This window comes from Azorhizobium doebereinerae UFLA1-100, assembly GCF_000473085.1.
Lineage (GTDB): Bacteria > Pseudomonadota > Alphaproteobacteria > Rhizobiales > Xanthobacteraceae > Azorhizobium > Azorhizobium doebereinerae.
The window spans coordinates 1-11,174 of sequence record NZ_AXBA01000060.1 but is presented as its reverse complement, the minus strand read 5'-3'; the positions used below and the strand labels follow the sequence as shown (position 1 = coordinate 11,174).

14 protein-coding genes are annotated in these 11,174 nt (G+C 68.7%); 5 read left to right on the top strand and 9 right to left on the bottom strand.

Annotated features, from left to right (window positions below; genetic code table 11):
- Both YU1_RS34580 and YU1_RS34575 read left to right on the top strand, forming a co-directional pair.
- Positions 1–381 (top strand): transposase (locus YU1_RS34580; protein WP_029006359.1); only part of this gene is annotated, 381 nt, incomplete at its 5' end.
- Entirely contained in the window at positions 378–821 is a 444-nt protein-coding gene (locus YU1_RS34575; RefSeq protein WP_280790726.1) for an MFS transporter, read from the top strand. The genes YU1_RS34580 and YU1_RS34575, both read left to right, overlap by 4 nt.
- A 180-nt stretch (positions 822–1,001) precedes the next feature.
- On the opposite strand, the gene guaA is transcribed toward YU1_RS34575, so the two are convergent.
- Positions 1,002–2,549, bottom strand: coding sequence for a glutamine-hydrolyzing GMP synthase (guaA, locus tag YU1_RS0124755; protein WP_029006357.1), 1,548 nt, complete (start codon positions 2,547–2,549; stop codon positions 1,002–1,004).
- A 168-nt stretch (positions 2,550–2,717) separates the two neighbouring features.
- Here guaA and YU1_RS0124750 point away from each other — a divergent pair, with 168 nt between their 5' ends.
- Positions 2,718–3,266, top strand: coding sequence for a tellurite resistance TerB family protein (locus YU1_RS0124750; RefSeq protein ID WP_029006356.1), 549 nt, complete (start codon positions 2,718–2,720; stop codon positions 3,264–3,266).
- Positions 3,267–3,289: 23 nt separating this feature from the next.
- Here YU1_RS0124750 and YU1_RS0124745 read toward each other — a convergent pair whose 3' ends face one another.
- From YU1_RS0124745 to YU1_RS0124730, 4 genes are all read right to left on the bottom strand, one after another.
- The gene (locus YU1_RS0124745) at positions 3,290–4,096 is read right to left on the bottom strand and encodes an ArsR/SmtB family transcription factor (protein WP_245263450.1); all 807 of its coding nucleotides are present in this window, start codon (positions 4,094–4,096) and stop codon (positions 3,290–3,292) included.
- 49 nt (positions 4,097–4,145) lie between these two features.
- Positions 4,146–5,447: an RsmB/NOP family class I SAM-dependent RNA methyltransferase gene (locus YU1_RS0124740; RefSeq protein WP_029006354.1), complete on the bottom strand. Its 1,302-nt coding sequence runs from the start codon at positions 5,445–5,447 to the stop codon at positions 4,146–4,148.
- Between the two features lie 55 nt (positions 5,448–5,502).
- The gene (locus tag YU1_RS0124735; protein ID WP_029006353.1) at positions 5,503–6,165 is read right to left on the bottom strand and encodes a 5'-methylthioadenosine/S-adenosylhomocysteine nucleosidase; all 663 of its coding nucleotides are present in this window, start codon (positions 6,163–6,165) and stop codon (positions 5,503–5,505) included.
- A 68-nt stretch (positions 6,166–6,233) separates the two neighbouring features.
- Positions 6,234–6,653, bottom strand: coding sequence for an MAPEG family protein (locus tag YU1_RS0124730; RefSeq protein ID WP_029006352.1), 420 nt, complete (start codon positions 6,651–6,653; stop codon positions 6,234–6,236).
- Between the two features lie 85 nt (positions 6,654–6,738).
- On the opposite strand from YU1_RS0124730, the gene YU1_RS34960 reads away from it, so the two are divergent.
- Together YU1_RS34960 and YU1_RS0124720 are read left to right on the top strand one after the other, a co-directional pair.
- A complete protein-coding gene (locus YU1_RS34960) occupies positions 6,739–7,443 on the top strand; it encodes a low affinity iron permease family protein (protein ID WP_084540111.1) in 705 nt (234 codons plus the stop codon).
- Positions 7,444–7,527: 84 nt separating this feature from the next.
- Complete coding sequence (locus YU1_RS0124720; protein ID WP_051357317.1) at positions 7,528–7,851, top strand: hypothetical protein; 324 nt, start codon at positions 7,528–7,530, stop codon at positions 7,849–7,851.
- Positions 7,852–7,942: 91 nt separating this feature from the next.
- On the opposite strand, the gene YU1_RS0124715 is transcribed toward YU1_RS0124720, so the two are convergent.
- The 4 genes from YU1_RS0124715 to YU1_RS31085 all read right to left on the bottom strand — a co-directional run.
- Positions 7,943–8,737 (bottom strand): MetQ/NlpA family ABC transporter substrate-binding protein, encoded by a 795-nt coding sequence (locus YU1_RS0124715; protein WP_029006350.1) that lies wholly within the window; start codon positions 8,735–8,737, stop codon positions 7,943–7,945.
- A gap of 41 nt (positions 8,738–8,778) precedes the next feature.
- Positions 8,779–9,456 (bottom strand): methionine ABC transporter permease, encoded by a 678-nt coding sequence (locus tag YU1_RS0124710; protein WP_029006349.1) that lies wholly within the window; start codon positions 9,454–9,456, stop codon positions 8,779–8,781.
- Positions 9,446–10,573 (bottom strand): methionine ABC transporter ATP-binding protein, encoded by a 1,128-nt coding sequence (locus YU1_RS0124705; RefSeq protein ID WP_084540110.1) that lies wholly within the window; start codon positions 10,571–10,573, stop codon positions 9,446–9,448. Before YU1_RS0124705 ends, YU1_RS0124710 begins: the two co-directional genes overlap by 11 nt.
- Before the next feature lie 300 nt (positions 10,574–10,873).
- Positions 10,874–11,174: efflux RND transporter permease subunit (locus YU1_RS31085; protein WP_035716675.1), on the bottom strand; the 301-nt coding region annotated here is incomplete at its 5' end.

Here is an 11,174-nt window from a genome sequence, read left to right as displayed (position 1 = left end):
CTTTCGGCCCAGGCCGCTCTGCTGACGGCCGTGCCAGGCATCGGTCCCACGGTGCTGGCCACGCTGCTCGGCGAGCTGCCCGAGCTGGGAACACTCTGCCGCCGCCGCATCGCCTCTCTGGCCGGCCTTGCGCCCCATGCACGCGAAAGCGGCACATGGCGCGGGGCCCGGCGCATCTGGGGCGGCCGGCGAAAGGTCCGAGAGGCCCTTTACATCGCCGCCCTATCGGCCTCCCGCCGCGTTCCAACCCTCACGGCTATGCGCGACAGGATGCGTCTCAAAGGCAAGGCATCCGAGACCATTCTCGTCGCCGTCGCACGCCAACTCCTCGTCATCATCAACGCCATGAGCCGAAAAGGAGCACCCATCGCGATGGCTTGAACAACACAGTTGCCCATGGGCGCATTACGGCCTTCGCGATATGCGGCATGTCCTTGGTGCCGGCTCCGGCGATGGGGCCCAGTCTCGGTGGCTGGATCATCGATAGCTTCAGTTGGCGTTGGGTCTTCCTCATCAACGTCCCGATCGGGATCGTGTTGACCCTGCTGGTGCTGGCAATGATCCATGACCCTCCCGAACAGGTGGCCGCGCGAACCGCGAAGCTGCGTGCAGGGCTAAGGATCGACTATTTCGGCTTCTCTCTGCTCGCTCTTGGGCTCGGGTGTCTGCAACTCGTCCTCGACAAGGGGCAGCAGTACGACTCGTTCTCTTCACCCCTGATCTTTGCAGGAGCCATTCCCAGTGCGGTGCTCCTCGCGGCGTTCGTCGTCTGGGAACTGGGGCAGGACGATCCCATCGTCGATCTAGAGACCGGACCCTAAGCCATGACGTTATATGCAATTTGCCGAAGCAAAAAGAGTCGCCATGCCGCCATCTATCGCCGTCAATAGCGAGGCTCTCCTCGCTATTGACGGCGATAGATGGCGGATATTTTGTTCAGCGATATCCGCGTATTATAGGGAGTTTTCGGGGGAAGCCGGCGGCGTTCGGATGGCCCTGAATCATTCCCACTCAATCGTGCCCGGGGGCTTCGAGGTCACGTCGTAGACGACGCGGTTGATGCCGCGCACCTCGTTGATGATGCGGGTCGCCGTGCGGCCGAGGAAGTCCATCTGGAACGGGTAGAAGTCCGCCGTCATGCCGTCGATGGAGGTCACCGCGCGCAGCGCCAGCACGTGGTCGTAGGTGCGCCCGTCGCCCATCACGCCCACGGTGCGCACCGGCAGCAGCACCGCGAAGGCCTGCCAGATCACGTCATAGAGGCCGGCGGCGCGGATCTCCTCCAGATAGATGGCGTCCGCCTTGCGCAGGATGTCCAGCTTCTCGGGCGTGATCTCGCCGGGGCAGCGGATGGCAAGGCCCGGGCCGGGGAAGGGGTGGCGGCCGACGAAGCTCTCCGGCAGGCCGAGCTCGCGGCCGAGCGCGCGCACCTCGTCCTTGAACAGCTCGCGCAGCGGCTCCACCAGCTTCATGTTCATGCGCTCGGGCAGGCCGCCCACATTGTGGTGCGACTTGATGGTCACCGAGGGGCCGCCGGTGAAGGAGACGCTCTCGATCACGTCGGGATAGAGCGTGCCCTGGGCGAGGAAGTCGGCGCCGCCGATCTTCTTGGCCTCGGCCTCGAACACGTCGATGAACAGCTTGCCGATGGTCTTGCGCTTCACTTCCGGGTCGGTGACGCCGGTGAGTTCCTTGAGGAACAGCTCGGACACGTCCACATGGACCAGGGGGATATTGTAGGTGTTGCGGAACAGCGAGACCACCTGCTCCGCCTCGCCCAGGCGCATCAGGCCGTGGTCGACGAACACGCAGGTCAGCTGGTCGCCGATGGCCTCGTGGATCAGCACCGCCGCCACGGCGGAATCGACCCCGCCGGAGAGGCCGCAGAGCACACGCCTGTCGCCCACCTGCGCGCGGATCTTGGCGATGGCGGCGTCCTTGAAGGCGCCCATGGTCCAGTCGCCTTCCAGGCCCGCCACCCGGCGCACGAAGTTGCGCAGCAGCAGGGCGCCCTGCGGGGTGTGCACCACTTCCGGGTGGAACTGCACGCCGTAGAACTTGCGGCTTTCGTCGGCGATGGCGGCGAAGGGGGCGTTCTCGGAAGTGGCGATCACCTCGAAGCCCGCGGGCAGCTGGGTCACGCGGTCGCCGTGGCTCATCCACACCACGTAGCGCTGGCCTTCCTGCCAAACGCCCTCGAACAGGGCGACGGGCTTGACCACCTCCACCTCGGCGCGGCCGAACTCGCGATGGTGCCCGGCTTCCACCGTGCCGCCGAGCTGCTCGGCCATGGCCTGCTCGCCATAGCAGATGCCCAGCACCGGGATGCCGGCGTCGAACACCTGCTGCGGCGCGCGCGGGCTCTCGCCCTCGATCACCGAGGCCGGGCCGCCGGAGAGGATCACCGCCTTGGGCTTCAGCCGGTCCATGGCCTCGGCGGCCTTCTGGAACGGCACGACCTCGGAATAGACGCCTTCCTCGCGCACCCGGCGGGCGATCAACTGGGTGACCTGGCTGCCGAAATCGATGATGAGGACGGTGTCGTGCATGTGAGGCTTTCCGGCGCGAGGGGCGTATGAGCGCTTCCTTTAGCGGGAAAGCGCTGGAGACAAAAGCCGCAGGGCAGGGGATCAGGCCTGCGTGCCCGTCGCGCCCGGCTCGGCTTGACACGGGATGCTGGCGCATGGAGCCTGCCTTGGCATCGCCAGGAGGGATCCATGCCAATTCTCTTTGGGCTGATCGGCCTTCTCGCCGCCGGCATGTTCTGGATCGTGTACATGCACAGGACGGTCAAGGGATTGCAGGACGTCGACCGCGACACGAAGGGGGCTCAGCGCCGCGCGCTCTCTGCCATCCGCAACATCGTCGGTACCCCCTTGGAGCGGGTGCGCGACCCGCGTCTGGCGGCGGTGATCCTGATGATCCAGCTCGTGCGCACGGGCAGTCCGGTCACCGCCAGCGAGAAGACCAAAATCCTCGAATTCATGGAAGATCCGCTGGGGCTTGAGGCCATCTCCGCCGCCTTCGAGCAGGCCTGGGGCTATACGCAGCCGCGTTACCCCTTCTCCCAGGTGGCGGACGTCCTGACGCCCCTCCTGCGGCAAAAGCTGACGCCGGAGGAGCGCACGGACCTCATTGCCATGCTGAACCAGGTCGCGTCCGCGCATTCCGCCCCGAGCGAATTGCAGAGCGAGGGGATCGTGCGGCTCAAGAAGCGCCTGATGGCGGAGGACACCTCCCTCAAGCGAGGCGTCGCGGAAGTCTGACCCGCCGCCGGTCCGTGCCGGGCTCAGCCGGCGGCGGACATGAGGAAGGGCGTGCCGGTCTCCACCAGGGTCTTGAGGCGCGACAGGGATTCCGGCCAGCCGCCGGTGACGGCACGGCTGGTGGCGGTGTCGCCGCCAAAGGCGTCATGGGTGAGGGTCAGCCGGGTGCCGCCGGGGATTTCGGCAAGCTCCCAGGTCACGCGGGAGGGCGGATCGCCGGCGACGTCGGGTGACCAGCGGGCGCTGAAGCTGTGCACGAGGCGCACGAGCGGGGTGAGTTCCAGGATCTCGCCGACGATCATCGGCCGGCCCTCGACGAAGAAGGTGATGGCGCCGCCCACCCGCCATTCGGTGGTGGAGGTCATGTTGAAATGCTGCCAGAGCGGGGTCTTGGCATCGTCGGTCAGGATGGCCCAGACCGCCTCAGGCGCAGCCCGCAGGAAGTGCTCGTACATGTGCTTCGGCCCGCTGGCGGACATGCTCTTCGCCCCTTGTTCCACGGCATTGGACAGGTCGCTCATCGTGCGCGCGAAGGGCGCGGCGTAACGGGAGATCCAGCGGTCGGCGACCTGCTGGAGCGGCACGGGGTTGAGATAGTGCAGCTTCTCCCGCCCCACCTTGCGGGTGACGATGAGATGGGCGCGCTCCAGGACCGCCAGGTGCTTCATCACGCCAAACCGCGTCAGCGGCTGGTCGCGTTCCAGCCCGGTGAGCGTCTGGCCGTCCTTCTCGCGAAGGCGGTCGAGGAGCGCGCGCCGGATGGGATGGGCAAGGGCATCGAAGACCGCATCCATGTCCGGAGAATAGGTGCCATTTTTATCACGTGTCAATATGGTCACCTGATCGCGTGCCGACCGGCCGGAAGGCGATGCGGGCGGTTCAGCCCGCCCGCTTCATCACGCTGATGAAGAAGCCGTCGGTGCCGGTGCGGCGGGGCGTCAGCAGCAGGCCCTCGGGCAGGTCCAGCGCCGCTTCGCGCAGGGCGAGGCCCCGGCTGCCCAGCGCCAGCACCGTCTCGGTGGCGGGAATGACGGAGAAGTCCGGCCGCTTGGCGAGGAGCGCGCGGATCTGCGCCGCATTCTCCGCTTCCAGCAGCGAGCAGGTGACGTAGGCGAGCCGTCCGCCGGGCCGCACGAAGCGCGTGGCCTGCTCCAGGATGGCGGCCTGCTCGGCGGTGCGCTCGGCAAGGGCGCCGGGGCGCACGCGCCATTTGGCGTCCGGGTTGCGGCGCCAGGTGCCGGTGCCGGTGCAGGGGGCGTCCACCAGCACCAGGTCCATGAGGTTTTCCAGGTCCGCCAGCACGTCCACGGGGCCGCGCGGGGCGCGGATCTGTACGTTGCGCACGCCGGCGCGCTGGAGGCGCTCGTGGATGGGCTTCAGCCGCCGCACGTCGCTGTCGTGCGCATAAAGCTGGCCCTTGTTGTCCATCAGCGCGGCCAGCTCCAGCGTCTTGCCGCCGGCGCCCGCGCACAGGTCCAGCACCTGCGAGCCGGGCACGGGGGCGGCGAGGATGGCGGCGATCTGCGAGCCTTCGTCTTGGACCTCGATCTCGCCCTTGGCGAAGGCGGGCTCGGAGGTGAGGGGGGGCTGCTTGCCGTCGGCGCCGAGCTGGATGCGCAGGGCGAGCGGCGACCAGCGGCCGGGCTCGGGCGAGAGGTGGGCGAGTTCGGCGGACACGTCCTCGGGCTTGGCCTTCAGCGTGTTGACGCGCATGTCCAGCGGGGCGCGGGCGGAGAGGGCGGCGGCTTCCTCCACGCGATCCTCGCCGAACACCGCCTTCAGCTCGCCGTCCAGCCATTGCGGATAGTCGCCGCGCACCCAGGGGGCGGCGCCGTCCAGATTGGGGGCTGCGAGGCGGGCGCGCTCGTCCTCGGTGAGGGGCGCAGGGGCGAAGCGGGCGCCGTCGCACAGCTTGGCGATGGCCTCGACATCCTGGCCGCGCACGGTGGCGAGCATGCCCAGCAGCAGGGCGCGAGGCTCCTCCGAGCCCATGACATAAGCGCACGAGGCGCGCCGGCGCAGGGTATCGAAAACCAGGCCGGACAAGGCGGCGCGGTCGCCGGAGCCGGCGAAGCGGTGGGCCAGCCCCCAGTCCTTGATGGCGTCGCCGGCCGGACGGCGGCGGGTGATGAGGTCGCCGAGGATCTCGATGGCGGCGGACAGGCGGGCGGCAGGGGTCACGGGATTTCCGGTATCTTGCGGGGAGGACGGGCGGCGGGGCGAGGGTCGGGAGACCTCAGGCCGGTTCCGGCACCAGGGACAGGGCGCCGCTCGCAAGCTGCGCGGTGAAATGGTCGAGGGCGTGGCCGAGCTTCTCGTCGATCACGTGGAGATATTCCGTCCAGTCTTCGAGCTTCGCCAGATCGGACTTGCCGTCGCTGATGCCGCGCAGGCCGATGGTCGGCACATGGAAGCGGGCGGCGGCGCGCAGCACGGCGAAGGTCTCCATGTCCACCATATGGGCGTCGATGGCGTCATAGGCGGCGCCGGAGATGATGCCGCCGCCGGTGGAGAGCCTGGCGGCGGCAAGGCCGGGGATCTGCGGACGCACCGGGATGACGGCGGGGCAGTCGAGGAAGGGCGTGCACCCCTTCTCGAAGCCGAGCGGGGAGGCGTCCATGTCGCGATAGGCGACGCTGGCCACCTGATAGACGCCCGCATGGTCGAGGCAGCGCGAGCCGGCCGAGCCCAGCGTGAACACGAGGTCCGGCATCGCGCCGTGCGCGGCGAGGCGGCTCAGCGCAATGCCCACGGCGGCGGCGGCCTCCACCGGGCCGACGCCGGTGATGAGCGGGTCGATGCGGGCGGCCAGATGCGGTCCGTATTCGAACGTGGTGGCCATGACGAACAGGATCGCCTTGCCTTCCACCTGCGCCACGTGGCGGGCCGGATCATCCATCCTCGCGTCTCCTTCCGCCGCACTCCTCCGTCGCCGCGCCGCCGCTGTCAATGGAAGCTGTGCCCCGCTCACACGTTGAGCAGGATGGCGAGCGCGTACAGAACCCACATGACCAGCAGGACGAGGGCGCCCACCCCATAGGCGGAGAAGCGCAGCCGGACGTCGTTCGAAGTGCAGTGCACGCAGGCATGGACGATGCGCGAGAGCACGAACACCCAGGCGAGGATGACGAAGACGAGGTCCGCCTTGCGGGTGAGCAGCACCAGCACGGTCAGCACATAGAACAGCACCGGCACTTCGAACTGGTTGCGCAGGTTGTTGGCGGCCTGACGCGCCGGAGGCGGGAAACAGCTGTCGTCCAGGGCCGCCTCTGGCCCGACCGTCCGCTCGCGGATGGGCCGCATGCGCCGGGCGCCGGTCAGGAACAGAACGAAGAAGGTGAGGGCGACCTGAACGAACAGCGGCAGCAGGATCATCTGGACAGTCATGGAAACCTCGGGCGTGAGCGTTGCCACACAGGAACCTTGTGCGCGGCGGGACGTTCCCTGAAGCGATCGATTCCGGAGTATCATCATGCCCCAGCGTCAGCAGGAACCCGAACTCTCCCAGGGCCCCGCGCCGCGTCCCTTCTTCACGCGGGTATCGCAGGCGGTGTCGAAGGCGGCGGGCAAGCCGGTCACCTTCATCGGCGCGGTGGCGGTGATCGCCATCTGGGGCGCCACCGGGCCGCTGTTCGGCTTCAACGACACCTGGCAGCTCATCATCAACACCTCCACCACCATCATCACCTTCCTGATGGTGTTCCTGATCCAGAACAGCCAGAACCGCGACACGGCGGCGCTCCAGATCAAGCTGGACGAGCTGATCGCGCGCACCGAGGGGCCGCGCAAGGCGCTGCTGGACCTGGAGGATCTGGACGAGGAGACGCTGGACCGGCTGCGGGCGGAATACGCCCGCCTCGCCGACCGGGCGCGCGGCGAGGCCGACGAGGGCGCCGAGGTGGAGCCGGTGAACCGCACCATCAAGGAGATCTGCAACCCCGAGAGCTGCCCGCCCGAAACCGGCGACGACACCGTCGAGGTGAAGGTGGTGTCCGCCGCCACCGGCAGCAATGCCGCCGTCGCCGAGGCGCGGGCGTCCAAGGCCGCGGCCGGCAAGGTGGAGCAGGTTCTGAAAGCCACGCGCCGGAAGGCGGCGGGCGGCGCCGGCGGCGTGCTGGAGGCGGACGGCCCGGGGTCAGCCGACACGCGGCCGAAGCCCAGGCGGGCGGCCCGCTAAGGCGGGTGGCCGGCCCCTGTCGCCACGGCGACACATTGAAGCTTTATGCAGTGGCGATTGCGCGCCGAAAACAGGGTCGCCCCCATGTCCGCACCGCTCTCCCCCCCATCCGCCCCCGCCCGCCGCGAGCCGCTGACCGATGCGCTCACCACGCCGGACGGCGAGGTGGTGCTCACCCTCAATCATTCCGTGGCGCTGGTGGTCTTCGACCTGCTGGCGCGCCTGCTGGACCGCCACGACGCCGAAGGCGTGCGCGACCTGCTGGAGCATCCTGCCGAGGTGGCGGCGCTGTGGTCGCTGATGGCGACGTTCGAGCAGGTGCTCGACGAGCCGAAGGAAGCCGACTACCGCAAGCTCATCGCCGCCGCCCGCGAAGGCGTGGTCGCCCGCCTCGGCGCCGGCGCCTGAGGCGCGCGGCCCGGACCGCGGCCGGCCGGAAAAAAGAACGGCCCGAACCGCAAGGCTCAGGCCGTCCGTATGGTGAAGGGGCAGCCCCGGTTCACCAGCTCGACAGTACGGCGCCCTTGAAGGTGTCCTGGATGAACTGCTTCACCTCGGGCGACTGGTAGCTCTTCACGAGCACCGCGACCCAGGGCTTGTCCTTGTCCTGCGCGCGCACGGCGATGACATTGACGTAGGGGCCCTTGGGATCCTCACGCAGGATCGGATCCTTCACCGGGTCGAGACCGGCTTCCTTGGCGAAATTGGTGTTGATGCCGGCGGCGTCCACGTCGGGCAGCGAGCGCGGCAGCTGGGCGGCGTCGATCTCGATGATCTTCAGCTTCTTGGGGTTGCCGGTGATGTCGGCGACGCTGGGCTTGAAGCCGACGCCGTCGCGCAGCTTGATGATGCCCTTGTCCTGCAACAGCAGCAGCACGCGCCCGCCATTGGTCGGATCGTTCGGGATGGCCACGGAGCCGCCCACCGGGACCTCGTCGAAGGTCTTGTACTTCTTGGAATAGATGCCGATCGGGAAGTTCACCGTGGTGGCCACGGAGATGATCTTGAACTTGCGGTCCGCCACCTGGTTGTCGAGGTAGGGCTGGTGCTGGAACGAATTCGCCTGGAGCTCGCCGGAATCGAGCGCCACGTTCGGCACCACATAGTCGGAGAATTCCACGATCTGAATGTCGAGGCCCTGCTTGGCGGCGATGGGCTTCACCGCTTCCAGGATCTGCGCATGCGGGCCGGGGGTGACGCCGACCTTGATGGTCTCGGCGCCGGCGGCGCCGATGCCGAGGCTGAGCGCAAGGCCTAGGGCGAGGCTCCGCACGGGAGCGGGACGGAAGGACATGAGGCGAACTCCTTACGGGAAAAGGGAACGGGGACGCGGGATCAGCCGCGATTGCGCTTGTCGAGGCGGCGGGCCAAGAGGTCGCCGACGCTCTGCACGCCCTGCACGAGGACGATGAGGACGATGACCACCGCGGCCATCACCTCCGGCATGAAGCGCTGGTAGCCGAAGCGGATGCCGAGATCGCCGAGGCCGCCACCGCCCACCGCGCCCACCATGGCCGAGTAGCCGAGCAGGCTGACCACCGCGAGGGTGAGGGCGAGCGTGATGGACGGCAGCGCTTCCGGCAGCAGCACCTTGCGCACGATCTGCAACGGCGAGGCGCCCATGGCGCGCGCGGCCTCCACCAGCCCCTGGTCCACCTCGCGGATCGCCGCCTCGATGAGCCGGGCGATGAAGGGGGCGGCGGCCACCGTCAGCGGCACGATGGCGGCATTGGTGCCGATGGAGGTGCCGGCGATGAGCCGGGTGAAGGGGATGATGGCCACCACCAGGATGATGAAGGGGGTGGAGCGCGCCGCGTTCACCACCAGGCCGAGGGTGTGGTTCAGCCAGGGCGCGGCGAACAGCTCGCCGGAGCGGCTGGTGGCGAGGAACACGCCGAGCGGCAGGCCGATGAGCGTGCCGACGAGGCCGGAGATGGCCACCATGTAGAGCGTCTGGCGGGTGGCCTCGATCAGCAGGTCGACGATGGCGGGGGAGAGGATCTCAGGAAACATAGCCGATCACCTCCGAGGCAAGGCCGAGGCGCGCGATGGCGTTGGTCACGCCGGCCACGGTGGCGGCGTCGCCGGGCAGTGACACCACGATGACGCCGAACGGCTGGCCGGCGATGTCGTCCACCTGGGCCTGGATGATGTTGATGTCGATGGACAGCAGCCGCGACACCCGCGACAGCACCGGGTCGGTGGCGTGGGTGCCGGTGAAGACGATGCGCACCACCGCCTCGGCGCCGGGCGTATGGGCCGGTTTCAGCCGGTCGGCCAGATGCGGCGGCAGGGTGGAGCCGGTCAAGGCCGAGAGGAAGGAGCGCGTGGTGGGGTGCTGCGGCCGGGCGAAGATGTCGAAGGTCGAGCCGTCCTCGACGATGCGGCCGCCGTCCAGCACCGCCACACGGTCGGCCACCGCCTTGATGACCGCCATCTCGTGGGTGATGAGCAGGACGGTGAGCTTCAGTTCCGCATTCACCTTGCGCAGCAGCGCCAGGATCTGGTTCGTGGTCTCCGGGTCGAGCGCGGAGGTGGCCTCGTCCGAGAGCAGCACGCGCGGCCGGGTGGCCAGCGCGCGGGCGATGCCGACGCGCTGCTTCTGGCCGCCGGAGAGTTCCGCCGGGTAGCGGTCGCGCTTGTCGGCGAGGCCGACGAGGTCGAGCAGGGGCTCGACGCGGCTCTTGATCTCGCGCGCCGGGATGCCGGCGATCTCCAGCGGCAGCGCCACATTCTCGAACGCGGTGCGGCGGGCCAGCAGATTGAAGTGCTGGAAGATCATGCCGATGGAGCGGCGCGCCTGGCGCAGGCCGCGCTCGGACAAAGCGGTGATGTCGGTGCCGTCCACCACGATGCGCCCGGCGGTGGGCCGCTCCAGCCCGTTCACCAGCCGGATGAGGGTGGACTTGCCGGCGCCCGAGCGCCCGATCACGCCGACGATGGCGCCTTCCGGCACCGCCAGGTTCACGTCCGTGAGGGCGGACACGGCGCCAGAGCCGCTGCGGGCGGGGAAGGTCTTCTCGACACCTTCGAAGCGGATGACGGCGGCGGTATCGGTCACGGGGTGGATGGCTCCTGCGGCGCCCGCGGAGGCGGGCGGCGGCGGCAGGATAGACAGCGGAGCGTTCACGTTCACCTCCGGTCTTAAACCGGCATGTCTGACAGCAAGGGACGTTCGTTTGAGCGGACTAACGTATCAGGCTGTCGCAGAGCTGGGACAAGCAAAGGGCGGGATGCGAGTGCGGGTTGCACGGCGGCCGGACCCCCGAAACGGGGCAGGGCATCAACAGCAGCAGCGGCACATCATGGGCATCACCCGCAGGTTCTCGGGCCTCGATGCGGAGAACATCGTTCGGTTTGACGAACAAGTCAACTGGGGCGCGGTGATAAAAGAAAAGCCGCGCCCCGCTTGTGGTTTAGGCCGGACCGCTCATTCGGCGGCATGGTGCAGGTGCGGGCGGGCCGGCGTTCCGGCCTGGGTCCCGGCGGGCGCCTCCGGCTCGTCGGTGCCGCCGACGAAGCGGCCGAGCAGACGGCCGGTGAGGCGGCCGAGGTCGTCCATGACGGTGAACACCGCCGGCACGAACACCAGCGACAGCACGGTGGAGGCGATGAGGCCGCCGATCACCGCGATGGCCATGGGCGCGCGGAAGGCGCCGCCCTCGCCGAGCGCCAGCGCCGAGGGCACCATGCCCGCCGCCATGGCGATGGTGGTCATGACGATGGGCTGC

What these genes read in the sequence shown, in the direction of transcription:
- YU1_RS34960 (WP_084540111.1), top strand. Translation starts at nt 6,739, where the DNA reads ATGCCCCAGCGTCAGCAGGAACCCGAACTCTCCCAGGGCCCCGCGCCG.
- YU1_RS0124715 (WP_029006350.1), bottom strand. Translation starts at nt 8,737, where the DNA reads ATGTCCTTCCGTCCCGCTCCCGTGCGGAGCCTCGCCCTAGGCCTTGCG.
- YU1_RS0124735 (WP_029006353.1), bottom strand. Translation starts at nt 6,165, where the DNA reads ATGGATGATCCGGCCCGCCACGTGGCGCAGGTGGAAGGCAAGGCGATC.
- YU1_RS0124750 (WP_029006356.1), top strand. Translation starts at nt 2,718, where the DNA reads ATGCCAATTCTCTTTGGGCTGATCGGCCTTCTCGCCGCCGGCATGTTC.
- guaA (WP_029006357.1), bottom strand. Translation starts at nt 2,549, where the DNA reads ATGCACGACACCGTCCTCATCATCGATTTCGGCAGCCAGGTCACCCAG.
- YU1_RS0124730 (WP_029006352.1), bottom strand. Translation starts at nt 6,653, where the DNA reads ATGACTGTCCAGATGATCCTGCTGCCGCTGTTCGTTCAGGTCGCCCTC.
- YU1_RS0124720 (WP_051357317.1), top strand. Translation starts at nt 7,528, where the DNA reads ATGTCCGCACCGCTCTCCCCCCCATCCGCCCCCGCCCGCCGCGAGCCG.
- YU1_RS0124710 (WP_029006349.1), bottom strand. Translation starts at nt 9,456, where the DNA reads ATGTTTCCTGAGATCCTCTCCCCCGCCATCGTCGACCTGCTGATCGAG.